Consider the following 23,710-nt stretch of genomic DNA (forward strand, 5'->3'; position numbering starts at 1 on the left):
CTATTTTGGCTCATAACGGAATAATATGAACGAACGTTTGTTCATTTTACGCATCGTGCTGGTGGCAAGGCAAGCAGAAAACTGATCGATGCCTGCTACGCACTGGATCACACGCAGACCTACGGCGAAGCCGTCGATGCGACGAAACTGATCCCCCACATGCCGGAGGCGTTCATGGCCGGGGATCGGGGATTCAAGAGGCGTACGTGATGGTACTCAGACCACTCCCGTCCGGCGTCCAGGCCGTGGCAGACAGGTGGACAGCGCGATCAGGCCGAGCACCAGCACCGCGCCGCTAAGCACGCCAAGGCCGGTGCCGAAGGCCGCGCTGACACCCATTGCCACCAGCGCGGCGCTGCCGATCTGACAGAACCCTACCAGTCCCGACGCGGTGGCCGCATACCCGTGCTCGCTTGCAATGGCCCCGGACACCGCCAGCGACAGCGACGAACCATTGGCGAGACTGACCAGGCACATCGGTAGCACTACTGCGGTTGCGCCATGGAGCCCCAGCGCCGCCACGGCCAGGAATGCCACGCCGCCAAGCACGAAGCACATGATGCCGGCAGCGAGGATGCGGTCGTAGAGCCAGCGATCAAGCAACCGCTTGGCCAGCAGGTTGGCACCGATGATGCCGGCCGTCAGCGGCAGGTACAGCCAGCCGCTTTGTTCCTCACTCAAGCCTTGGCGCGCGAAAAGAAACGGCGATTGGGTCAAGTAGACGAACCAAGCGCAATAGATCGCGCAGACCACCAATGTATAGCGGCGAAAAGTTCGGTCGCGCAGGACATGACTGAAGCCGGCAAAGGGAGAGGTCCGGGTGCGGGCAACAATGGGTAGCGTTTCCGGTAGCAGCGTCATCACCATCAGTAGTGCCACGACACCGAACGCGGCGACGAACAAGAAGTCTGACCGCCAGCCAAAGGCCGCTGCCAGGTGCCCGCCTATGGCCGGTGCCAGGGCTGGCGACAGCGACACCAGCGGGTAGATCACCGCATAGACCTTGGCGGAGGTGCGCTTGTCGCAAGTGTCGGCGATCAGGGCGCGGCCAACGACAAGGCCTGCAGCTGCGCCGACTGCTTCAAGCATGCGCCACGCCAGGAACCCGTTGTAGGTGGCTGAGGTGGCACAGCCCACCGAGCCAACGATGTAGAGGGCGATGCCGGTCAGCAGTACGGGCTTGCGGCCATTGCGGTCCGACAGTGGCCCGTAGGCCAACTGGGCAATTGCTAGTGCCAGCAGGTAGAACGAGATTGTCTGCGGCATCTGCCAGTCGGCGACGCCGAACTCCGTGGTCATGCTCGGCATGGCGGGCAGATAAACGTCCGAAGCAATCAGGCCGAAGGCACTCAGCATGGCGACGGTCAGAATGAACGGTAAGCGAGGCATGGCAGCTCCCGGCAGCCAGGCGGGCCAGCTGCGCGTCAAAGGTTCAGAAGGGATGGGCGCTATGTTACGGAGAGGCCTTCCATGTGAAAATGCACAAAACAGCAGCCTATGGCTGCATATTTGCAGTATTGACAATGGAGCAGTGATGAACTGGGACGACGTGCGGATATTCCTGGCAATTCAGCGCGCCAGCACCTTGCGCGGGGCAGCGCAGCAACTGGCCATCGACCAGACCACGGTGGGTCGGCGTCTGACCGGATTGGAGCAGGCGGTGGGCAGCCGGCTGTTCCTGCGCACCACGGGCGGCTTGGTGCTGACCGACACCGGCCAGCAAGTGCTGCGCATAGCCGAGGACATGGAACGCATGGCCGTCTCCTTCGAGCGCCGCAGCGAAGGTGCCGACGCGCGCGTGGCCGGAGAGGTACGCGTGACCACCACCGACGCGTTGGCGGTGGACTTCGTGGTTCCGGCCATTGAACGCCTGCGCGCCAGCCATCCCGAGGTGCGGGTGATCCTGAGCACCACGACGCGGCTGCTCGACCTGGCGCGGCGGGAGGCCGACATTGCTGTACGTACCCTGCGGCCGGAGCAACCGGACTTGATCGTTCGCCAACTGGGCTGCTGGGAAGTTGGCCTGTACGCAACCCGAGGCTATCTGGCCAAGCATGGTGAGCCGCAGCCCGGAAAAGGCTTTGCGAGCCACGACATTGCGCTCTACCAGGAGGGTGTGACCGGTCGGCAGGACGACACGCTGGCGGGTGAATCCAGGGCACAGGGTCGCGTGGTTGCCGAACTGGATTCGAGTCTGATGCTCACGACCTTCGTGCGCGCCGGCTTGGCGATAGGCGAGTTGCCCGAGTACCTGGCCCGGCGCGATCCCGCACTGGTGCGGCTATGGCCGGAGTGCCAGCGGGCCAAGCCCTACGAGGCGTGGCTGGTGTTGCACCAAGACTTGGCGCGCACGGCTAGAGTGCGTGTCGTCGTGGAGGCGATCACATCGGCTTTCGCCGATTGAACGTCAGGCATGGGCGAGCCACGTATTTGCTTTTGGGGAGCGAGGGTCGGGAGGCTGATATGACTCCCCGTGTCAATCGGGATTGGTTTAGTTCAGTTGACGGTTTCATGTCGTTTCTCCCACCCAATTCCCTGAGGGAGGCGTCCACATAAGCCACTCTAAGCGCCAGGCGTAAAGAAAAGAATGGCCGGGCGCCGCATGGCGGCTCCGGCCATTCTCTTGAGTCCGGGGGGATCCCGCTCGCTATGCCCGCCTGCGCTTTAGCGCCGCGCAGATCGTCTCGTGGGTCTTCTCATCCAGGTGGTAATTCCACAGCGCTATAGCGCACGCACAGGAATACACAGCTCGCAGGTCAGCGAGCCCGTTCGCGCGTCCAGCGCCGACACTGCCGAGAACCGCTCGAAGCACGGGCGCTCGTCGCATTGCAGACCGCTGGACGGCAGCCATTCCCGGGTCAGCCAGGTCCATGCCTGGGCGATGGCGGCAGGGGCGCCGCTGAATTGCGCCACGGCGTAACGTCCGCCCGGCAGGACGGAGATGCTGGCCCGGCCGCTGGGCTGGAAGGTTTCTGGTATCTCCACGCAGGCGTCGTAGCGGCACTTGTCCGGCGGCGTGATGCCGGGGGCGTCGTGGCCGATGCCGTAGCACGTTTGCCCGGCCAGGCCGTTGGCATGCATCCATGGCGCGACGGTTTCTCGCCAGAAAGTGCCGATCGCCGGACCGTAGGGGCCGATTTGGCGTTGGTAGGCGACACGTGCCTCGGGTAGATCGATGACGCGGACTTCCATATTGCTCTCTCCATCTGTTTGGCAGGAGAGGCCATGGTCGATGAAGGCACCGCCATCCACCTGATCGGCGTTGCGCAGGACCTGATCCGGATTGCTATGGCGGTTGGCCAGGCGCGCGCGCGCCGCCGCGACCCGCGTGGCCCGGTGTTCGGCCGCGCCGGCGCGCCAGGCAGAGGGCGTGCAGCCAAACTTGAGCTTGAAGGCGCGCGCGAATGCCTCGCCGGAGCCGAAACCGGTGGCCAGTGCAACTTCCAGCACCGAGGCGCCGGGTTTGCAAGCCAGCTGAAATGCAGCGGACTCGAGCCGGCGCCGGCGCGCGTAGTCGCCCAGCGTCTCGCCCATCCAGGCCGCGAACAAGCGATGAAAATGGAAGCGGGAAAAGTTCGCGACGTCTGCCAGTTGGGCCAGATCGAGCGGCGTGTCCAGATGCTGGTCGATATAGTCGAGCACGCGGTTCATGCGCCGCGTGTACTCCGCGCGATGGATGCGCAACTGCGATGGGTCTGACTGCGGGCCGTCTGCGTGTTCGGTGGGTGCCATGGCTGCGGATTATGGCACGACGGCGATCCGCGCAAATCGTCCCGATCAACGGAAAACGCCCCGCGCTGGGCGGGGCGTTCAACGGTTCAACCGTTCAACCGTTCGATCGTTCAACTACTCGAACTTGGCCAGTTCGCCTGGCCGCGTGCGCTCATGCAAGCCAGCGCGGGCCGGCCACCGTGCTCAGGCAAGCGCGGGGTAGTCGATATAGCCTTCCGCGCCCGAGTGGTAGTAAGTCTCCGGCTGCGGCGCGTTCAGCGGCGCGTCGATCTGCAGGCGGCGCGGCAGGTCCGGGTTGGCGATGAACAGCTGGCCAAAGGCCACCGCATCGGCTTCACCGGCTTGCAGCACGTGCTCGGCGGTTTCCTTGGTCATCTTCTCGTTGGCGATATAGGTGCCGCCAAACGCCTTCTTCAGCGCGGGGCCGAGGCGGGGCTCACCCAGCGCTTCACGTGAGCAGATGAAGGCAATGCCGCGCTTGCCGAGTTCGCGCGCCACGTAGCCGAAGGTGGCCGGCAAGTCCGAGTCGCCCATGTCGTGCGCATCGGCACGCGGTGCCAAGTGCACGCCCACGCGCGATGCGCCCCACACGTCGATACAGGCGTCGGTCACTTCCAGCAGCAGGCGGGCGCGGTTTTCGAGCGAGCCGCCATAGGCGTCGGTGCGCTTGTTGGTGCTGTCCTGCAGGAACTGGTCGAGCAGGTAGCCGTTGGCGCCGTGCACTTCCACGCCGTCGAAGCCGGCGGCCTTGGCGTTCTCGGCGCCGTGGCGGAAGGCCGCGACGATGCCGGGGATTTCATCGGTTTCCAACGCGCGCGGCGTGACAAACGCGCGCTTGGGGCGCACCAGGCTGACATTGCCCGCGGCCGCGATGGCGCTGGGCGCCACCGGCAGTTCGCCGTCCAGGAAGACCGGATCGGAAATGCGGCCCACGTGCCACAGCTGCAGGAAGATGCGGCCGCCGGCGGCATGCACGGCATCGGTCACCACCTTCCAGCCGGCGACTTGCTCGTCGGACCAGATGCCCGGGGTGTCGGCATAGCCCACGCCTTGCGGGGTGACCGAGGTGGCTTCGCTGAGGATCAGGCCTGCAGAGGCGCGCTGCACGTAGTACTCAGCCATCAGGGCGTTGGGCACGCGGCCGCCGCCCACTGCGCGCGAGCGCGTCAGCGGCGCCATGATGACGCGGTTGGCGAGGTCGAGGTTGCCGATGCGGATGGGGTCGAAGAGAGAGGTCATGTCAGTTTGTCCGGGTGTCGAGGAGAGTGGCGCACCGTGGGTGCATGAGTTGGCGCTCGCGCGCCGCTGGTATCAAAGATCGCTGTGCATGTGATCGAGAAAGGCCTGGATGGTCTGCTCGTCGCGCTTGAAAAAAATCCATTGGCCAACCCGCTTGGACGTCACCAGCCCGGCGCGTTGCAACGTGGCGAGATGTGCCGACACGGTGGATTGCGACAGTCCGGTGCGCGCGTCGATCAGGCCAGCGCAGACACCCAGCTCGAGCGGATAGTCCTGCACGGCGAAATTCTCCTGCGGGGCTTTCAGCCAGGCGAGGATGCTGCGCCGTACGGGATTGGCCAGGGCCTTGTGGATGGCGTCGATGTCCATTGCGTGGGTTTGTCCGGTATCGGAGGCGCGGGCTGTTTCGCCTTTTGGCGAAACATATATCCGCTTCTCACAAAATTAATATCGTAACTATACGATATACATGGCGGCTTTGCTGGGGAGGCTTTTGTGCCACTTAATTGTCCTGCTTGATGTGTGGTTATCTCTATCTGGTTGCTTAAAGAAACCAATGTGACTTAGACTTCGTTAGGTTTCTTTATAAAACTAGACGGATCCATGATGACGCTTAACCCGGCCACCGCCGCCACCCTAGCCACCGCACCGTTGGCACAGACCCCGGACGCGCCATCTGCCATGCCGTCGTCGCTGGTCTGGTTGTTCGCATTGGCGTGCGGGCTCAGCGTGGCCAACGTCTACTACGCGCAGCCCTTGCTGGATGCGATGGCGCGCGAGTTCGGCTTTGGCTATGGCTCGGTCGGCATCGTCGTCACGGCCACGCAGGCGGGCTGCGCGCTGGCGTTGCTGCTGCTGGTGCCGGTGGGCGACCTGGTGGACCGGCGCCGCCTGATCCTGCTGCAGTTGCTGATGCTCGCCGTCGCCCTGGCGCTGGTGGCGGCGGCTTCGACGCGCACGGCATTGCTGGCAGGCATGCTCGCCGTGGGCCTGCTGGGCACGGCCATGACCCAAGGACTGATTGCGTTCGCGGCCACGCTCGCCGCGCCGGCCGAGCGCGGGCGCGTGGTGGGCGCCGCGCAGGGCGGCGTGGTGATCGGCTTGCTGATGGCGCGGGCCATGGCGGGCGCGCTGGCGGATCTTGCCGGCTGGCGCGCGGTGTACGTGGTCTCGGGCGTGCTGGCGTTGCTGATGATCGCGCTGCTGGCGCGCCGATTGCCGCGGCAGGCCAGCGCGCCGGTGAAGATGCGCTACATCAGCCTGCTCGCGTCGATGTTCACGCTGCTGGCGCAGGAGCGCACGCTGCAGGTCCGCGGCGTGCTTGCCATGCTGATGTTCGCCACGTTCAGCGTGTTCTGGACCGCGCTGGTCCTGCCGCTGAGCGCGCCGCCGTATTCGATGTCGCATACCGCTATCGGTGCCTTTGGGCTGGTTGGCGCCGTGGGCGCGCTGGCGGCCGCGCGTGCCGGGCGCCTCGCGGATCGCGGGCTGGGGCAGTGGACCACCGGCATCGCGCTGGTGCTGCTGGTGGCGTGCTGGGCGCCGCTGGCATTTGCGCAGGAGTCGCTGTGGCTGTTGGTGGCGGGCATCATCGTGCTGGACCTGGCCGGGCAGGCCATCCATGTCACCAACCAGAGCATGGTGTTTCGGGTGCGGCCGGAAGCGCACAGCCGGCTGGTGGGCTGCTACATGTTGTTCTATGCGCTTGGCAGCGGTGCGGGGTCCATCGCCTCGACGCATGTCTATGCGCGCGCAGGATGGTCCGGCGTTTGCATGCTGGGCGCGGCGATCAGTGCGGTTGCGCTGGTATTCTGGGGTGCGACCTTGCGGCGATAAAGCGGCGATAAAGCGGGGGGAACTTTCATTTTGCTTACTGGTTCAGACTGGATATCGGATGAATCCACGTCAACCAAAACCCGTCCGCCAGCGTAAGAGCGGTGTCACCCCTTGGGGTTCGAGACAGGCCAACCATGTCCTTGAACATTTCACGCCTGCTGTCACGCCTGATGTCGGTTTGCCTCCTCAGTGCGGCCGCAGGCCTGCTGGGTGCTTGCGCGCAAGGCGGCGGCGCGCCGGAGGGCGCATCCGGTGCGGCCCTGAGGCCGGCCGACCTGCACTGGCTCAACACCGTCACCTTCGGCGCCAACCAGGCCAGCATCGAGCGCCTGCGCAAGCTGGGGCGCGAGCGCTATCTCGAAGAGCAACTCAAGGCGCCCGGCACCGATACGGGCGAGCTCGCCGCCACCATCGGGGCGCTGAGCATTGCCCAGCAAAGCGGCGAGCAAAGGCTGCGCAGCGTGCGCGCCGAGCAGCAGCGCATCAACACCCTCACCGACGAAGACGAAAAGCAGAAGGCGCGCGACGCGCTCAACCGCAGCGGCAACGACGTGGTGCTGGACACCAGCCGCCGCCATCTGCTGCGCGCCCTCTACTCGCCCGCGCAGCTGCGCGAACAGATGACGTGGTTCTGGATGAACCACTTCAGCGTGTACTCCGGCAAGGGCTCGGTGCGCTGGGTGCTGGCTGACTACGAGGACAAGGCGGTGCGCCCGCATGCGCTGGGCAAGTTCCGCGACCTGCTGATGGCGACCGTGACATCGCCCGCCATGCTGGAGTACCTGGACAACGCGCAGAGCGCGGTCAACCGCATCAACGAGAACTATGCGCGCGAGCTGATGGAGTTGCACACGCTGGGCGTGTCCGGCGGCCCGAGCGGCTCGCGCTATACCCAGCAGGATGTGCAGGAGCTGGCCCGCGTGCTGACCGGCCTGGGCATCAACGTCAGCGGCGAGCCGCCCAAGCTCGCGCCGCAAAAGCAGGCGCTTTACCGCGCGGGCGGGCTGTTCGAGTTCAACCCGAACCGGCACGACTTCGGGCCCAAGACCTTGCTTGGCCATCGTATCGAGCCGACCGGCTTCCACGAGGTAGAGCAGGCGGTGGACATTCTCAGCCGCGATCCGGCCACCGCGCGCTTCATTTCCTACAAGCTCGCCGCGCACTTCGTCGGCGATACGCCGCCGCCTTCGCTCGTCAATCGCATGGCAGGCACCTTCACGCAGACCGATGGCGATATCGCGGCGGTGCTGCGCACGCTGTTCCTGTCGCCTGAGCTGAACACCACGCTGGCCTCCGGCACGCGCAAGTTCAAGGACCCGATGCAGTTCGTGGCTTCGTCGCTGCGGTTGGCGTATGACGGCCGCACGGTGGCCAACCTGCGCCCCGCCATCGGCTGGCTTAACCAGCTTGGCGAGCCGCTCTATGGCCGCATCACGCCGGACGGTTTCCCGGCAGCGGAGAGCGCATGGGCCAGTTCGGGGCAAATGGTCAAGCGTTTCGAGATCGCGCGCGCCATTGGCTCGGGGCAGGCCGGGCTGTTCTCCAAGGATGATGGCAAGCCGGCCGAGCGCACCGGCTTTCCTTTGCTGACCAACCGCGTGTTTTTCGACAGCATCGAATCCACGCTCGGCCCCGCCACGCGCACCGCGATGACGCAGGCGACGTCGCAGGCGGAGTGGAACACCATCTTGCTGTCATCGCCCGAATGGATGCAGGACTGAGCAGTCCGCCCTGTACAAGGAGTACCCCATGCAACGACGTAACTGGCTGAAGGGCGCAGGGCTTGCCGGACTGGCGGCTTTGGCGCCCGGCATCGTCTCGCGCGCCTACGCGCTGCCGCAGCAGGCCGATGCGCGTTTCCTGCTGGTGTTCCTGCGTGGCGGCTACGACGCCACCAATGTGCTGGTGCCGGCGGGCAGCGATTTCTACTACGCGTCGCGCCCGACCATCGCCATTGCCAGGCCGGTGGCGCAGGGCGCTCCAGCCGATCCGCGCGCCGCGCTGTCGCTGGCGGCAGCCTTCGATGGCGGCGCGGGCAGGGGCATCGACGCGTGGGCGCTGCATCCCGCGCTCAAGGATAGCCTGTTGCCGCTGTGGCAAAAGCAGCAGCTTGCGTTCGTGCCGTTTGCCGGCACCGATGACCTCTCGCGCAGCCATTTCGAGACGCAGGACGGGGTCGAGGCCGGGCTGCCGCTCGCCGGCAACGGCAAGGGCAGCGGACGCATCGATGCCTCGCTGCGCGGCTCCGGCTTTCTCAACCGGCTGGCCGAATCCATGGGTGGACGCGCCGCGCCCGTCGCCTTCACCGACGGCCTGCCGATGGTGCTAAGCGGCGCGCTCACCGTGCCCAATGTCTCGCTCAAGGGTACCGGACGCACGCCCTTCGACGAGCGCCAGACCCGCGTGCTCGCGCAGATGTATCGCGGCACCCGCTTCGAGTCGCTGATCAACGAGGGCTTCGAGCTGCGCCAGACCGTGGCGCAGGAGGCCGAGGCCATGCAGCGCCGCAACAGCATGATGGCCGCGAACCTGCCCGCGCAGGCCGAGCCTGACATGGCGGGCCGCATGCAGGAGATGCAGGCGGCCAACCGCCGCGCGCTCAGCGCCAAGGGCTTCGAGGTGGAAGCGCGCCGCATGGCGGGGCTGATGCGCGAGCGCTTCAATCTTGGCTTTATCGATGTCGGCGGCTGGGATACGCACGTGAACCAGGGCGGCGCGCAGGGACAACTGGCCAACCTGCTGGATAACCTCGGGCGCGGCATCTCCGGATTCGCGGACGAGATCGGGCCGGTATGGAGCAAGACCACGGTGGTGGTGGTCTCCGAGTTCGGCCGCACCTTCCGCGAGAATGGCACGCGCGGCACCGACCACGGTCACGGCACGGTGTACTGGGTGGCCGGCGGCGCAGTGCGTGGCGGGCGCATCGCCGGTGAGCAAGTGGCGGTGGAGCAGCGCACGCTGAACCAGAATCGCGACTGGCCGGTGCTCAATGAATACCGCGCGATGCTGGGCGGGATGTTCAAGCGCCTGTACGGGCTGGACGATGCGCGCCTGGCGCATGTGTTTCCCGATGTCCGGGCGGTGGATATCGGGCTGGTCTAGCGTGCTCAGCCTTGGGCCGGCAATACTGCCTGTTCAATCTTGCTGCTAACGGAAGACGTGCTGCTTCCCCAATACGGCAAGACCTGTGTGCTTGGCGCGTAAAAGGGAACCTTGCATCGCGGTGATCGTGGCGAGTGTCAAACGTCGGTCGCGTCCAACTCCGCCTGCAGCCTCTCCACCTCCCGCATCATCTGCGCCGAAAACGCCGGCCCTTCCCACGCCCGATAATTCTGCCCCGCATAGGCCAGCGCGTTCTTGTAATACAAGAACGCATTGAGCCGGTTGCGCACAAAATTGTTCTGCGTGCGCGTGACCTTGCCTGGGCTGCCCATCACGATGGAGTTGGGCGGGATCACGGTGCCTTCCTTGAGGAAGGCGTGCCCGGCAATGATGCAGTTATCGCCGATCACGCAGCCGTCCATGATGGTGGCGTTGATGCCGATCAGGCAGTTGTCGCCGATCGTGCAGCCGTGGATGGTGCAGTGGTGGGTGATGGAGCAGTGGCTGCCGATGATGGTCGGCGTGCCCTCGCCGATGTGCAGCATCGCGAAGTCCTGGATATTGGTGTAAGCGCCGATCACGATTTCCCGGCTCTCGGCGCGCGCTGCCACATTGATCCAAATTGATGCGCCCTCGTGCACGGTGATCTTGCCGTAGAGGTAGGCCGATTCGTGCACGTAGGCGGTGGGGTGCAGGCTCACATCGGGGCCGATGAATGCCATCGCTGTCTCCTTGGGTTATTTTTGGAATGCGCAGATTGTACGTCGATGCGTTGATGCGCCGGGGTGCGTTCCATCTGCCGCGTCGATGCCTTCGCGACGGGTTCGTTTCCGCTTTTGTGTTCGATCTTGTGCTGGTAGGTCTCATACCAGCATAAGTTGTCATCTTGTCGCGCCGGGACTGGCCCTTTAGGCTGTTCAGGGCCATCTCCCCGCAACCAGACAGAGCGAACGAAGAGGAACGCCTCCATGACCCCCAATCAAACCGCCGCCGCCGATCCCGCCGCCAAATTCGACCCCAGCCGCGCGGGCGAGTACGAAAAGCAAAGCCGCATCGCGCTGGCTGGCTACGACGCCTGCCATGAGCTGTCCGCGTGCATGCTGGCGGCAACGCTCGGCGCCGGGCGCGCGGCCGAGGTGCTGGTGGTCGGCGCAGGCGGCACGGCGCAGGAGATCGTCTGCGCGGCCAGGCTGGAGCCGGCGTGGCGCTTCACGGCGGTCGATCCGTCGGCGCCGATGCTGGACCTTGCCATGGCGCGCGTCGCCCAGGCCGGGCTGGCCGAGCGTACGCATGCCGTGGCGGGCGTGGTGCAGGACCTGCCCGCCGCGCCGCGTTTCGACGCCGCCACGTTGATCGGCGTGCTGCATCACCTGCCGGGGGACGAAGCCAAGCGCGATATCTTGCGTGCCATCGCGGCCCGCCTGAAACCGGGCGCGCCGCTGATCCTCGCCGGCAACTACCGCGCCTATGCCAGCGAGCCGCTGCTGCTGGCTGCGTGGGGCGAGCGCTGGCGCATGCAAGGCGCCGGCGCCGACGAGGTCCAGGCCAAGCTGGGCAAGATCCTGCAAGGCGCGGACCCGCCGCACTCGGAGGCTGCCGTGCAGGCGCTGCTGGCCGAGGCGGGCTTTGCCGCGCCGCAGCGATTCTTCGGCAGTCTGTTCTGGGGCGCGTGGCTGGCACGCAAGCAGGGCGGCTGAGCCTGGACGCTCGCGCATGGCCGGGCTTTGCGCGCAAGCCAGCCGGTTCTATCCTACGCAGACGAGAGCCGCCCTCAAGGAGCTTGCCATGCCCGTCCGCTCTTTGTCCTTGCCCGTGCGGATCGCCTTGGCGGCGCTGGCCGGCACCGCCATGCTGGCCTGGCCGGCGCACGGCGCCGACAGCGACCAGGAAAACCGTGGCCACGATCCGTTCTTCCAGATCTCGTCGCGCATCGCCAATTGCCCGGAGCCGCTCGGGCCTCGCGTGGACGAAGCACAATGGCGGCGCGACGCCCATCACCGGATCGAGGACGGCAACCATTGCTATGTCGAAGGCCGCTGCCGTCTCGGCAATGCCTACCAGTACGAGCAAGAGATCGTGGAAAGCACGCAGCGCCGTCTGCAGTCGCTGTCGATCACGCTGCCGGGCTGGCGGGAATCCACGCTGTGGCTCACCGTGCGGGGCCGCTGGCTGCTGGTGCAGGGCTGCGTGGGGCGGGGTTTCCCCGGGCAGCCCTTCGTGGCCGCACTGCGCGAAGTTGCCGACGTGGAGATCGTGGTCGACCAGACCACGGCGGATCCCGCGCGCGGCGTGCCTTATCCGGTATTCGGTAGCCTTCCCGGCCCGGCGGCGCCCGTTCCGCCTCGATCCGGCCGAAGGCCGAACTAGGCATTTTCTTCCCGGGCTTAGATTCTTCGGTGCTGGCGCCAATCCGGGTTGTGGGGCGTCATGCCAAGTGCTACCTTCTGGGCGTGCTGGCGGCCCGTCCGGGTTGAAATCCCGACGCATGGGGAAGCGCCAGCAGCAAGATTTTTGCTCGGGACGCGACACGACATGACTGCTTACCCCAAGGGGCCGAAGCCCGCCTTCAGGCGGCAGGGTGCGGTGCTACTTCCATTGCTGCTATGCGGGCTCGCCAATGCAGCCCCGGCGCAGCAAGGCCCCGCCGACAGCCCGGCGCAGGGCGTGCCCGGCACCATCTGCGACGCGCCCTGGTTCCAGTCCGGCGCGCGGGCGCAGATGGAGGCCAGTGGCGACATGCCGATGTCGATCACCATGACCATCCGGAACCCGACGCTCACGGAAAATGGCTGCAGCGCCTGGCTGTCGATTCACTCGAAGTCGGCGCTGGCTGCCATGATGGGCCCGCCGGTCGTGATGGACCAGGTCCACAAGATGACGTTCGACCGCGGCGCGACGGCCAGCTCGGTCGGCAGCGTGAGCAGCCAGCGCGCCACCATCAATGCGCAGGCGCGCTACACGCGGCTGTTCGGGCAGGCATCGTTCCAGGGCAAAGGCGTGCTCAGCTACGCGGGCCTTGCGATACGGGAGGGCGTGGTGCTGCCGGGCGAGACGCTCAGTTCCAGCCTGGATCTCGTGATCCACAGGCTGGCAACGGACGAGCTGGTCACGACCATTCGCGCGCCATCGGCCTCGGTCTCGGTTGGCGAGCGCAGGGTCGGCCGTGCGCAATCCATCGAGACCATGCTGGGCCGCCGCGAATGCATGCCGATCACTTACGAAAAGCGCACCTCGCTGGGGCCTTTGATGATGGGTGATGACCTCATCCAGACCGAGCCCGCGATCATGAACGTCACCGACTGGTACTGCCCGACGGAAGCGTTCGTGCTGCGCACGGAGGTGCGGCAGAAAGGAAAGGTCGAGAGAATCGACACGACTGCCATTGGCATGGACGACGGCACGCAGTGACGCAGGATGCTGAGCGCTGGCGGGTACGCCGCGCCGGGGAGCATCCAGGAACACCAAGGCACACCAAGGCACACCAAGGCACACCAAGGAACACCACGACATGAACAACGAGAACCAAGAGATCGATTTGCTGCCCTTGCTCCGGCAACTCGAAACCGAACTGCACCGTCCCGCCGCGCGCGGCGACCGCCATCGGCTGGACGCGCTGCTGCACGACGACTTCCTGGAGTTCGGCCGCTCCGGCGGCATCTATACCAAGGCCGACACGCTGGACGAGCTGCCCACCGAAGCCGCCTCGGGCACGATCTGGGCGCAGGATTTCTCGCTGCGCTCGCTTGCGCCGGGCGTGGCCATGCTGAACTACCGCTCTGCCTGCCGGCAACCGGACAGCCGGCTGGAGCGGCACACCCTTCGCACCTCGATCTGGACGCTGACCGACAAGGGTTGGCAGATGTCGTTTCACCAGGGCACGCCGACGGACCCTTTTCCTGCTTGATGCGTTTCAAGCCGGCTGGCCTGGCGGCAAGCGCGCCGCGTTCTTGTCGCCTGCCGCGACTGGCCGTTTCACTGGGCGTGATGGTAGCTAAGGGCATTGCAAGGCCTTTACCTTCACCTTTACCTTTGCCAAGCGTTGGTTTGGCAAGAAAAATAGCTTGCAATTAAATCGTGCGCTATGTATATTTCAGCCCATGGACACGAAACGCACCTCCCGGACCAAGCAGGCAGCACCCGGCGCCACGGCAAATGCCGCGTCGGCGTTGCTTCTGGACCAGCAGTTCTGCTTTTCCGTGTACGCCACGTCGCTTGCGCTGAACAAGCTGTACCGCAAGCTGCTGGCGCCACTGGGCCTGACATATCCGCAGTATCTGGTGATGATGGTGCTGTGGGAGGCCGATGGCCTGACCGTGTCGGAAATCGGCGGCCGCCTGCATCTGGATTCGGCCACGCTGACCCCGCTGCTCAAGCGCATGGAAGCGCAGCAACTGCTGCGGCGTGAACGTGCCGTTGCCGACGAGCGGCAGGTCATCGTCACGCTGACCGCCGAAGGCCATGCGCTCAAGGAGCCGGCGGAGGCAGTGCCCCGCGCGGTCCTGTGTGCCTCGGGCTGCAGCGTCGATCAGGTGGTGGCCGTGAAGGCGGAGCTGGACCAGCTGCGCGAGCGGTTTGCCGTAGCGGCCGGCGGGTAAGGATCAAAGCGCCGGCGCGATTGACGCGATTGACGCGATTGACGCGGCGGCTGACGGCGGGCTGAACAACTTGACAGCCCGTTTTGATTGTCTAATATATAGCGTGCTATTTAATAGCTAGCTATTAAATATGGAAAGCGAACAGGCTTTCTCCAACCGAAGGCTCGATGAGCCAGTGTTATCAACTAGCCAGGAGTGTCATCATGTCGATCGAAAAAGTCCTCTACCGTGCTTCCGCCACCGCAACCGGAGGCCGTGACGGCCGCGCCGTGTCGTCCGATGGCGCGCTGGATATCAAGCTGGCCACCCCGCGCGAGCTGGGTGGCGCGGGTGGTGCCGGCACCAACCCGGAGCAACTGTTCGCGGCTGGCTACTCGGCTTGCTTCCTCGGCGCCCTGAAGTTCGTGGCGGCGCGTGACAAGGTGGCACTGCCTGCCGACACCGCCATCACCGGCCAGGTCGGCATCGGCGCCATCCCCACCGGGTTTGGCATCGAGGTGGACCTGAACATCGCGCTGCCCGGCCTGGACCGCGCCGTCGCGCAAGACCTGGTCGACAAGGCGCACGTGGTCTGCCCGTACTCGAATGCCACGCGCGGCAATATCGACGTGCGCCTGACGCTGATCTAAGCACGCATCTCCATCCCCCGCGTCCCCGGGGCCGGCCCCGCGCAATGCTCTAAAATGAGCATCCTTTGCGCGGGGCCGGCTGCTTTGTCTCGCGCGCAGCCTCAAGTGGCAAGCAGCGAAGCAACAAGTCAGCCCCCGGAGACACAGTGCGCTACGAACTCACCGACCTGCGCCTGTTCCAGGCGATTGCAGAAGCGCAGAGCCTGTCCAGTGGTGCTTCTGCCAGTCACATCACGGCGTCCGCCGCCAGCTACCGCCTCAAGAATCTCGAACACGCGATGGGCACGGCCCTGTTCGTGCGCAGCGCGCGCGGCATGGAACTCACCCCTGCCGGCAAGACCTTGCTGGTGCACGTGCGCGAACTGCTGCGCGGCGTGGAGCGCATGCATGGCGAGGTCGGGCGCTTTTCCGCCGGACTCAAGGGCCATATCCGGCTGCTGGCCAACAGCAGCTCGCTCAACGGTTTTATCATCCCCAGCGTGAGCCGCTTCCTGGCCGCCAACCCGGACGTCAACATCGACCTGGAAGAGCGCGCCAGCCAAGCGGTTCCCTGCGCCGTGGCCGCGCAGGAGGCCGATATCGGTATTCTGGCCGGCGATATCGATGCCAGCGACGTCCGTGCCGTGCGTTACGCGGTGGACGAACTGATCCTGGCGGTGCCCAACGGCCACCCGCTGGCGCGCCAGGCCGAGCTGCGCTTCGGTGCCGCGCTGGATTTCGATTTCGTATGCATGAGCCGCGGCAGCAGCAACTTCCTCTTCCTGCGCGACATGGCGCAGCGCGCCGGAAAAACCCCCAACGTGCGGCTGCACGCCCATAGCTTCGAGGCCGCGTTGTCACTGGTCGAAGCCGGCGTGGGCGTGGCGCTGGTGCCGCGCAGCGTGGCCGCGGCGGCCCTGCGCGAAGCCCGGATAGCTGGCGTGCGGCTGGCGGAAACCTGGGCCCGCCGCGAGCTGAACCTGATCGTGCGCGCCGAAGGCAAGCTGCCGTCCTTCACGGCGGCATTCGTGCAATTCCTGCTCAATGATCCGCGTGTTGCCGCCACGCGGGAGGATGTCGCCCCGGTGGTGTAGCTGCCGGTGTCACTGCGGAGCATGAAAAAAGCGACTGAATACGCGATGAATATATCATTTTTAGAATAGATTCATCGTCGCTACACTTTCCTCGTGTACCCAAATCTGACAAGGGTAGGCACAAGGAAACACGATGAACAAGAAGCAAACGCTCGCCGCCGCTCTGGCACTCTCCCTCCTCGGCATCGCCTCCGCCAGTCCCTCCGCCTGGAGCGCCACGGCGCCCACGCCGGCCACGAAAGCCGCCCGCGTCGCCGCTCTGTTTGGCAGTCCCGCCGACGTGAGCACGACGACCCGCACGGTCACGCTGGTCCCGGGCATGAACTACGTGAACGTGGCATCCGGCGAAACGGTGGCCTTCCGCGCTGGCGACAAGACCGTCGGCTGGACGTTCCTGGAGGCCATCGGCGGGACCTCGGTCGATATGAGGACCATCTTCCCGGAGGTGGCGCAGGCCAAGGGGATCCGGGTGTATATCGCGCCGAGCCAGTTGTTTACCGGAGGATGAGCCAAAGCCACAACGGAGCACGCCACAGACCACGCACGCTCTACTCGACGCGCAAAAGCGTTCGAGCTGTTCGACAACGAACACCTGCTGGATGCAATTGACAATCGACCATTGACTTGCCTTCAGCCAGGGACAGTCCTACGTCGCCGGAGGTCTGACTTCCGGCGGCCCGATCAAGCCGCATGACTGCGATACGCTTGACCGCGGTTCCATCACCATCATCGAGCACAAGAGCGATCGTGCATCGCATGGCAGCCTCCGTCTCGTTGCTACGAAGACGATACGCGGTTGCGCCGGCCTCCCAGGCCTTTTAACGGCTTCCCTCAACAGCGGCTTCTTTGCGTTCATGCGCACAGCGAAGTGCGCTCGATCTCCTGCCCCACGGCATCAGAGCAATGCCTCCATTTGCTACGTGCACGAACAGTTATTCCTGTTTTCGGAACAATAATTGCCATCATGACGCGACTGTTTACCTAATCCTGTCACATAACCGCCTCAGAATGCAGCGGTCGCATCGAGGGATGGCATTCCTTCGCTTCTCCGCTCTGCCTCTCCGACGGCGGCGGAAAACTACTCGCTCAAACAGAAAACCGAAATGACCGTGAACAAAACTCTCCTCGCATTGGCCGCCGCCGCAGCTTGCTCCATGTCCGGTGCCGCTTTCGCCCAGACCACTTCCAGCGTAACGCTCTACGGCATTGCCGATGCCGGCGTTAGCTTTCAGAGCCATGTGCAAGGCCCGAACGGCGGCGGCTCGGTCACGGGCGTGACGTCCGGAGGCCTCTCTGGTTCGCGCTGGGGCATTCGTGGCGTGGAGGACCTCGGCAACAATCTGAAGGGCCTCTTCGTGCTGGAAAGCGGCTTTGACATCGACACGGGCAAGTCCGGCCAGGGCAACCGCCTGTTCGGCCGCCAGGCTTATGTCGGCCTGCAGAGCGACCTGGGCGCCATCACGCTGGGCCGCCAGCAAAACTCACTGTATGACCTGTTCACCGCCTATGACCCGATGGCGGCCGGCAGCAGCTACTCGCTCAACTCGGTCGATACCCAGGGCTTCAATGGCCGCGCCGACAACGCCGTCAAGTACACCGGCAAGTTCGGCGCCCTGACCGCAACCGGCTTCTACAGCTTCGGCCGCGATAGCAACGTCACGAACGGCGGTGAAGTGCCGGGCAGCTTCCGGGTTGGCAAGAATTTCGGCGGTGGCCTGGCGTATGCCAACGGTCCGGTGTCGGTGGGTGTCGCCTATGACCAATACCAGGGCAGCACTGTCGGCACATCCGGCGCAGCAGCCAAGCGCGCCGCGATTGGCGGTGCCTATGCTTTCGGTGATGCCAAGGTGTTCGCCGGCTACCGCTGGATGCGCGACGAACTCACCAGCGCGACCGCAGTCCGCCAGGACAACCTGTACTGGCTTGGCGCGCTGTACAAGTTCACTCCCGCCTTCAGCCTGACCGGCGCGGCGTACTACACCGACGCCCGCAAGGACAGCAACAGTTCGTGGATGTACGTCTTGAATGCCGACTACGCCTTGTCCAAGCGCACAGACGCCTACGTGCTCCTCGGCTACGTGAAGAACAAAGGGCAGGCAACCTACGGCGTGACCAACGCAATGAACACCCTGCCTGGCCAGAACCAGACCGGCGCCATGGTTGGCGTGCGTCACCGCTTCTAATACTGCTCGCGATATCAGCCAGCGCGCTGTCGGGGTTCGCTGGAGACAAGTCATATCGACCTTGCCTTTGTTCACTGGGCGCAAGGACGCTTGGCCGGCAGATATGCCGGCCTTTTTTTGAAAGCTGACTACGCGGCGTCCGGCCTATGGAAAACAGGTAGGCTCCAGGAATAGCGCAGGGCAAGCAGGCGGATCGCGAAGCAGATCGACGCCGCAAACCAAGGCGTGACTGCCACCCTCCATTCCATGAATTGTCCAAGCACTTGTATGGCTGCGCCCACCAGTGCGGCGAGCGCATAGATTTCCTTCTGCAGGATGATCGGTACGCGATTGAGCACCACATCCCTCACCACGCCACCGCCAACAGCCGTCACCATGCCGAGCACGATGGCAACCTCGATGTTGTGGCCAAGCAGCAGCGCCTTGTGTGCGCCGACGACCGCAAAGAAGCCCAGTCCAAGCGAGTCAAAAAAAACGACGGGATGCTTGAGGTGGTCAACGATTGGACGCGCCCAGATTGCCATTGCCGAGGCCAACACCGAGGTCGCGAGATACCGCCAATCTGAAATGCCCACCGGCGGTAACGATCCCAGGCAGAGATCCCGAACGATTCCTCCGCCACAGGCCGTCATATAGCTGATCGCGACGACACCGAACAGATCGAGGCGTTTCTGTTCAGCGGCAAGGGCTCCGCTGACTGCAAAAGCGAAGGTACCGAACAGGTCGACCAAGACAAAGAGACCGTGTTCCATCATGCCGCTTGCTGAGCGCAAAGCCAGGCAGACGCCGCCGTCAGCATGGCCTGCAGCCCCGTTTCCAGCGTCGGGTGGACGACCGGTGCGAACTTGGGCGAATGATTGCTCGGTATCTTATTGATTTGCTTGTCCTTCTTGGCCTGCGCATACACACTGGGGTCGGTTCCGCCGACGAACCAGAAAACGTATGGCACGTTCCACGTACGCCCGAAGATGCTGAAGTCTTCGCTGGCTGACGCCGGAGCCGTCTCATAGGCCCGGTCGCCAAACTGCGCATTGAAGGCTGCCGCGATCTTCCGGGTCGACGCATCGTCGTTTTCGGTTAGCGGGTAACTGCTGAGGGTGGTGAACTCGGGCGGCCGCTCAGCATTGGAGGCATCGCACTCCGCGCAGCAAATGCGTTTGACGGACGACAGCATGTGCTCGCGCACATCTTCGTCGAAGGTGCGCATATTGAGCTTGATCGTGGCATCGTCAGGAATGATGTTTTCCTTGGTGCCGGCCTGCAGCGAGCCAATGGTCAACACGGCATTATCCAGCGGCGAGATTTCGCGCGAAACGATGGTTTGCAGGCGCAATGTGGTGGCGGCGGCCATGATCACCGGATCGATGGCGGTCTGCGGTTGCGAGCCATGTGACCCGCGACCGAATAGTTTGATCTTCAAGCTGTCACCGGCTGACAGGATGACACCTGGGCGGTAGCAGACCGTTCCACTCAGTCCTACCATCACGTGCTGCCCCAAGATAATGTCTGGCTTGGGGAAGCGCCCCTCCCCCCAATCCTGGACCATGCTCGCTGCACCCCGGCCCACTTCCTCGCCGGGCTGGAACACGAGCATGACAGTGCCATTCCAGGCGTCGCGATGCTCTGCAAAAATGCGTGATGCCCCCATCAACCAGGTCACGTGCAGGTCGTGCCCGCAGGAGTGGGCCACGCCCACCTCCACACCATCTTCATCTTTTGCCTTGATGGTACTGGCATAGGGCAAGCCCGTATTCTCCGCCATGGGTAGCGCATCCATGTCGGCACGCAACATCACGGTAGGGCCTTCGCCATTGCGCAACACGCCAACGACGCCTGTGACGCCCACCGCGCGCGTCACCTCGTAGCCCAGCGTTTCGATGTAATCGGCCGCGAGCTTGGCGGTGCGAACCTCTTGCATCGACAGTTCTGGGTGCTGGTGGATATCCTTGTAGATTGTTTCGAGTTCCGCCAGCAGCGCTGCGCCGCAGGTAGTCAGGGCTTGGACGAGCGGATTCATGGCAACCTCCGATTGTGAATATGTTGGATGCCTTACGCCATCGCGCAATCGTCATCCCATTTCGCAGGTAGAGATATATGAAGTTGCAGTATAGGGGGCAATGTGCCTATCCGCGATTCAGGATGATGCGTCGTCGCTTTCAGATAGGCGTATAGCGTCCGCGTTCGCACTACTTGCACGTGTGCTATCACGCGACCGCGTAAATGTCACTTTGGCGACAGCTTGCAATCGCAATTCATGACTACGTGAAGTGCAGGCGCTACGCCATGCATGAAATAGGCGTACAGCGCCGCCGCATCTTCATCCGTTACCAGCGCATAGGAGGTGTATGGCATCGCCGGGTACAGGCGTTGCCCGTCTGCACGCACGCCCTAGCGCGACGCATCGGTAGACTTTGCAAGTGAATAGTTGCCGATGCCATGGGTTTTCGATGGAGTGATATTCGTCGAAACAATGGCACCAGGGGGCGTTGGAAGTGACAGTCCGCCTGCATAAGGCTTCCCGCCTGGCGCACTGTGGCAGGCCACGCAGTCGCCTGCCGTTGCCAGGTATTGGCCTCGTTTGACCAGATCTGCATCGCCGGCGCCCTGTGCCTCGCTATGCGATGCATACGTACCTGAGAGCGACGTTATCGCGCAACTTAGGACAAGGAAAAACCGAGGCATCCATCGGGTCGAGTGCACGCTGATCTTGCTCGCTTCCAGGCGGAGAGTGTAAGCCCCCTCAGTGTGATTGAGCCTAGTGTAAGGAGCGAAACTATGCAATTTACGTTCTTCATGATGGCGCCCGTTGTAAGCGATCAGTAGTGGGCCATGCGGCGACTCCTTATCAAGATCGACCTTGCCTGTCTGGCATTCACCTGCGTCGCCATTGCCACCATCGCAGTCAACCGGCGGCCCCGGCGGCGCGCCCCCCGCATCTTCACGCTGCCGTCAGGCCTGGTGGCGCAGGGCGCGTGCCAGCGTGCCCGGGCCCCGGTTGCCTTACGGTGAAAGGCAGAGGACACTAGCGTACTTTGCCGGTGCCAGCCGGGCGATTGCGCCCAGCGCCGCTTCGCTGTCAGCCAGGTCGCCGATGTTGCTGCCAAGAATCACCCGTCTGCTCACGCGCGTCCATCCGATGCTGCGGCGTGCGCTGCGCCCGGTGCTGGATCCGGCGCGCCGCTACCGCCATGCCAAGGTGATTCATGCAGCCAGGGTGGCGCTTGGCCTGCTGACGTCCATTGCGCTGACCACCGGCATCCACCTGCCTCATGGCGAATGGGCATCGATCACGCTGCTGGTGGTCATCGGTGGCCTGCAGCACCACGGCAATATCCGCAAGAAGGCGGCCGAGCGAGCGCTCGGCACGCTGATCGGCGCGGGCGCGGGGCTGGTGATCATCCTGCAGCAATCGTATTTGCACGCGCCCTTGCTCAGCTACGCGCTGATCGTGATCGCTTGCGCCATCTGTGCGTATCACGCGATCGGCAAGGGTGGCTACGTGGCGCTGCTCTCCGCCATTACCATCTTTATCGTCGCCGGCCATGGCGAGAACGCCATTGCGGACGGCCTCTGGCGCGCGGCGGATGTGCTGATTGGCATCGCGATCGCGCTGCTGTTCTCCTTTGCGCTGCCCCTGCACGCCACCTATACGTGGCGCTACAAGCTGGCCGAGGCCCTGCGCAGTTGCGCCAGGATGCACGCGGCCATCGTCAACGATGCGGGCTTCGACCGGGCCGTGCTGCAGCAGGCCATGGTGCTGCAAGGCAGCTTGCTGGTGCAGCTGCGATCGCTGATGCCGTCGGTGGCCAAGGAGATCAATGTCTCGATGGAGCAGCTCGAAGCCATCCAGCACGGCATGCGCGTGTGCATCAGCCTGCTGGAAGTGCTCGCGGCCACGCGCCCGCGCGTTGACGACGAAGAGGCCAAGGCATTCGTGCGCGACCATCTTGCCGAAGAAAACCGCCGCGTCAGCGCCATGCTGATCGGCATGGCGCGCGCGTTGACCCATGGCGTGGTGGCGCGCCTGGCGCCGCGCGGTACTTGTTCGCTTGCGCGAATTGCGGGCACCGTTGCGCCGCAATGGGCTGGCTATGTCTCGCTGACGCTGCGCTTGTCCGGCGAGTTCGACGATCTCAGGCAGCGTCTGGCGGCCATCGCGGATCGCTGGAACATTTAAGCCTGCTTTGGTGTTCACCGGTCGCCTCGACGCCGGTGATGAGTTTGCCCGGGCGCCGGCCTCGTGGATTGCCGGCAGGGAGAAAGCGCGACGTCAGGATTGGCCTTCGGCCGCACCCGCGCCACGCGGGTACCACAGCAGCCGGCGCAGCATCCAGGCCCCGGCCAGCCCCAATGGAACGGCTAGCGCCCACACGCCGACCGGCGCTTCCAGCGCCGTGCTTTCCGGCGCCATCGCGGCGCAGACCATGACGCCTGTGTTCAGGCCCGCATGCAGGACGATGCCGGGCCAGAGCGAACGCGTGCGGCAATAGAGCGCCGCCGCGAACAGCCCGACGGCGAACGCGATCACGAACTGGTAGATGTTCAGGTGCGCCACGCCGAAGACGAAGGCCGAATACACGGTGGCATCGGCGCGCGCGTACCGCCTGAGCATGCCGCGCAGCAGGATGCCGCGGAAGAACATTTCCTCGACGAACGGCGCGATCACGCACACCAGCACCCAGATGCCGATGCCGCCGCTCGTCATCTCCGTGATCATGCGCGCATCGTCGGCGGAAAATGGGAACAGCGCCTCTATGCCGAGCATGGCCAGCCCATCGAGCAGCAAGATCAGCGGCACCATCAGCAGGATCGGGGGGGCCAGCACGCCCAGCGTGGCCGCCACGCTGGCCCGGCCCTCGTGGAACAACCTGCGGTAGCTCAGCCCGCTGGCATGCAGCAGGGTGCTGAATACCAGCCCATAGCAGGCCACGCGAATCAGGCTGGCTGCGGCCATTGGCTGCATGCCGCTGCGCAGCAAGGCCGGGCGCAGCAACATGGTCAATATCACCTCGACAAACCAGGCCACGAAGGTGAGCGCGAGCGCCCATTGGAAGGTAATCGGTTGGGTCTGGTCTTGCGGGGGTGGATTCATGGATCGCGAGATCTGTCAGGACGATGAGCTTGTCGTGGGTTGCCGCCTCCATTAACGGCGGCGGCACCGCGATTCTGTAGAACCGGCTGCCCGAAACACGGCCAGGGCAGGTGATGGATGGCTTTCACTTTCAGCTGGGGGGAATGGCGCAGCGCTATGGGATATCGGATAAAGAAGGCATCCAGGTTCAAGGCGGACACATGCAACCCGCTTCCGGCGGCATCGGGTC

Annotated in this window: 22 protein-coding genes and 2 pseudogenes; 15 read left to right on the plus strand and 9 right to left on the minus strand. The window is 64.5% G+C overall.

The features are described 5' to 3' along the window. Window positions 1-33 precede the first annotated feature (33 nt). Window positions 34-210, plus strand: a pseudogene (locus AB4061_RS35425) (DUF2274 domain-containing protein); the annotation flags it as partial. Window positions 211-216: 6 nt separating this feature from the next. Here AB4061_RS35425 and AB4061_RS35430 read toward each other — a convergent pair. Next, the gene (locus AB4061_RS35430) at window positions 217-1,428 is read right to left on the minus strand and encodes a multidrug effflux MFS transporter (RefSeq protein WP_441640807.1); all 1,212 of its coding nucleotides are present in this window, start codon (window positions 1,426-1,428) and stop codon (window positions 217-219) included. Window positions 1,429-1,534: 106 nt separating this feature from the next. On the opposite strand from AB4061_RS35430, the gene AB4061_RS35435 reads away from it, so the two are divergent. Next, window positions 1,535-2,404, plus strand: coding sequence for a LysR family transcriptional regulator (locus AB4061_RS35435; protein ID WP_441640808.1), 870 nt, complete (start codon window positions 1,535-1,537; stop codon window positions 2,402-2,404). A 317-nt stretch (window positions 2,405-2,721) separates the two neighbouring features. Here AB4061_RS35435 and AB4061_RS35440 read toward each other — a convergent pair whose 3' ends face one another. The 3 genes from AB4061_RS35440 to AB4061_RS35450 all read right to left on the minus strand — a co-directional run bounded on the left by AB4061_RS35440 (window position 2,722) and on the right by AB4061_RS35450 (window position 5,340). After that, complete coding sequence (locus tag AB4061_RS35440) at window positions 2,722-3,651, minus strand: AraC family transcriptional regulator (RefSeq protein ID WP_441640809.1); 930 nt, start codon at window positions 3,649-3,651, stop codon at window positions 2,722-2,724. A 264-nt stretch (window positions 3,652-3,915) separates the two neighbouring features. Further along, window positions 3,916-4,971: an alkene reductase gene (locus tag AB4061_RS35445; RefSeq protein ID WP_441640810.1), complete on the minus strand. Its 1,056-nt coding sequence runs from the start codon at window positions 4,969-4,971 to the stop codon at window positions 3,916-3,918. A 72-nt stretch (window positions 4,972-5,043) separates the two neighbouring features. Beyond that, complete coding sequence (locus AB4061_RS35450; RefSeq protein WP_174427524.1) at window positions 5,044-5,340, minus strand: ArsR/SmtB family transcription factor; 297 nt, start codon at window positions 5,338-5,340, stop codon at window positions 5,044-5,046. Window positions 5,341-5,577: 237 nt separating this feature from the next. Here AB4061_RS35450 and AB4061_RS35455 point away from each other — a divergent pair, with 237 nt between their 5' ends. The 3 genes from AB4061_RS35455 to AB4061_RS35465 all read left to right on the plus strand — a co-directional run bounded on the left by AB4061_RS35455 (window position 5,578) and on the right by AB4061_RS35465 (window position 9,909). Then, window positions 5,578-6,807: an MFS transporter gene (locus AB4061_RS35455; RefSeq protein WP_441640840.1), complete on the plus strand. Its 1,230-nt coding sequence runs from the start codon at window positions 5,578-5,580 to the stop codon at window positions 6,805-6,807. Between the two features lie 134 nt (window positions 6,808-6,941). Next, on the plus strand, window positions 6,942-8,528 hold the full coding sequence (locus AB4061_RS35460) for a DUF1800 domain-containing protein (protein ID WP_441640811.1): 1,587 nt from the start codon (window positions 6,942-6,944) through the stop codon (window positions 8,526-8,528). 28 nt (window positions 8,529-8,556) lie between these two features. Then, window positions 8,557-9,909 carry a DUF1501 domain-containing protein gene (locus tag AB4061_RS35465; protein ID WP_441640812.1) on the plus strand — a complete coding sequence of 451 codons (1,353 nt, stop codon included), beginning with the start codon at window positions 8,557-8,559 and terminating at the stop codon, window positions 9,907-9,909. Window positions 9,910-10,046: 137 nt separating this feature from the next. On the opposite strand, the gene AB4061_RS35470 is transcribed toward AB4061_RS35465, so the two are convergent. Then, complete coding sequence (locus tag AB4061_RS35470) at window positions 10,047-10,631, minus strand: gamma carbonic anhydrase family protein (protein ID WP_441640813.1); 585 nt, start codon at window positions 10,629-10,631, stop codon at window positions 10,047-10,049. A 246-nt stretch (window positions 10,632-10,877) separates the two neighbouring features. Between AB4061_RS35470 and AB4061_RS35475 the strand changes: the two genes are divergently transcribed. From AB4061_RS35475 to AB4061_RS35510, 8 genes are all read left to right on the plus strand, one after another. After that, window positions 10,878-11,606 (plus strand): SAM-dependent methyltransferase, encoded by a 729-nt coding sequence (locus AB4061_RS35475; protein WP_441640814.1) that lies wholly within the window; start codon window positions 10,878-10,880, stop codon window positions 11,604-11,606. 151 nt (window positions 11,607-11,757) lie between these two features. Beyond that, window positions 11,758-12,276 carry a BON domain-containing protein gene (locus AB4061_RS35480; RefSeq protein ID WP_441640841.1) on the plus strand — a complete coding sequence of 173 codons (519 nt, stop codon included), beginning with the start codon at window positions 11,758-11,760 and terminating at the stop codon, window positions 12,274-12,276. A 165-nt stretch (window positions 12,277-12,441) separates the two neighbouring features. Then, complete coding sequence (locus tag AB4061_RS35485; RefSeq protein WP_441640815.1) at window positions 12,442-13,317, plus strand: hypothetical protein; 876 nt, start codon at window positions 12,442-12,444, stop codon at window positions 13,315-13,317. A 100-nt stretch (window positions 13,318-13,417) separates the two neighbouring features. After that, on the plus strand, window positions 13,418-13,813 hold the full coding sequence (locus tag AB4061_RS35490) for a nuclear transport factor 2 family protein (RefSeq protein WP_441640816.1): 396 nt from the start codon (window positions 13,418-13,420) through the stop codon (window positions 13,811-13,813). 193 nt (window positions 13,814-14,006) lie between these two features. Continuing rightward, on the plus strand, window positions 14,007-14,504 hold the full coding sequence (locus AB4061_RS35495) for a MarR family winged helix-turn-helix transcriptional regulator (RefSeq protein WP_441640817.1): 498 nt from the start codon (window positions 14,007-14,009) through the stop codon (window positions 14,502-14,504). A 203-nt stretch (window positions 14,505-14,707) separates the two neighbouring features. Continuing rightward, window positions 14,708-15,133, plus strand: coding sequence for an organic hydroperoxide resistance protein (locus tag AB4061_RS35500; protein ID WP_043353183.1), 426 nt, complete (start codon window positions 14,708-14,710; stop codon window positions 15,131-15,133). 146 nt (window positions 15,134-15,279) lie between these two features. Further along, window positions 15,280-16,206: a LysR substrate-binding domain-containing protein gene (locus tag AB4061_RS35505; RefSeq protein WP_441640818.1), complete on the plus strand. Its 927-nt coding sequence runs from the start codon at window positions 15,280-15,282 to the stop codon at window positions 16,204-16,206. 133 nt (window positions 16,207-16,339) lie between these two features. After that, window positions 16,340-16,714 carry a CzcE family metal-binding protein gene (locus tag AB4061_RS35510; protein WP_441640819.1) on the plus strand — a complete coding sequence of 125 codons (375 nt, stop codon included), beginning with the start codon at window positions 16,340-16,342 and terminating at the stop codon, window positions 16,712-16,714. A gap of 12 nt (window positions 16,715-16,726) precedes the next feature. Here AB4061_RS35510 and AB4061_RS35515 read toward each other — a convergent pair. Next, a pseudogene (locus AB4061_RS35515) lies at window positions 16,727-16,964 on the minus strand (ISKra4-like element ISBusp5 family transposase); the annotation flags it as partial. A gap of 351 nt (window positions 16,965-17,315) precedes the next feature. Between AB4061_RS35515 and AB4061_RS35520 the strand changes: the two are divergent. Further along, the gene (locus tag AB4061_RS35520) at window positions 17,316-18,389 is read left to right on the plus strand and encodes a porin (protein WP_441640820.1); all 1,074 of its coding nucleotides are present in this window, start codon (window positions 17,316-17,318) and stop codon (window positions 18,387-18,389) included. Between the two features lie 128 nt (window positions 18,390-18,517). On the opposite strand, the gene AB4061_RS35525 is transcribed toward AB4061_RS35520, so the two are convergent. Next, window positions 18,518-19,144 carry a trimeric intracellular cation channel family protein gene (locus AB4061_RS35525; protein ID WP_441640821.1) on the minus strand — a complete coding sequence of 209 codons (627 nt, stop codon included), beginning with the start codon at window positions 19,142-19,144 and terminating at the stop codon, window positions 18,518-18,520. Next, complete coding sequence (locus AB4061_RS35530; protein ID WP_441640822.1) at window positions 19,141-20,406, minus strand: M20 family metallopeptidase; 1,266 nt, start codon at window positions 20,404-20,406, stop codon at window positions 19,141-19,143. The genes AB4061_RS35525 and AB4061_RS35530 overlap by 4 nt, the downstream gene beginning before the upstream one ends. Window positions 20,407-21,480: 1,074 nt before the next feature. On the opposite strand from AB4061_RS35530, the gene AB4061_RS35535 reads away from it, so the two are divergent. Further along, window positions 21,481-22,566, plus strand: coding sequence for an FUSC family protein (locus tag AB4061_RS35535; RefSeq protein ID WP_441640823.1), 1,086 nt, complete (start codon window positions 21,481-21,483; stop codon window positions 22,564-22,566). Between the two features lie 93 nt (window positions 22,567-22,659). Here the strand turns inward: AB4061_RS35535 and AB4061_RS35540 are convergent, their stop codons facing one another. After that, window positions 22,660-23,481 carry a CPBP family intramembrane glutamic endopeptidase gene (locus AB4061_RS35540; protein WP_441640824.1) on the minus strand — a complete coding sequence of 274 codons (822 nt, stop codon included), beginning with the start codon at window positions 23,479-23,481 and terminating at the stop codon, window positions 22,660-22,662. Between the last annotated feature and the right edge of the window lie 229 nt (window positions 23,482-23,710).

Source organism: Cupriavidus sp. YAF13, assembly GCF_052113425.1.
Lineage (GTDB): Bacteria > Pseudomonadota > Gammaproteobacteria > Burkholderiales > Burkholderiaceae > Cupriavidus.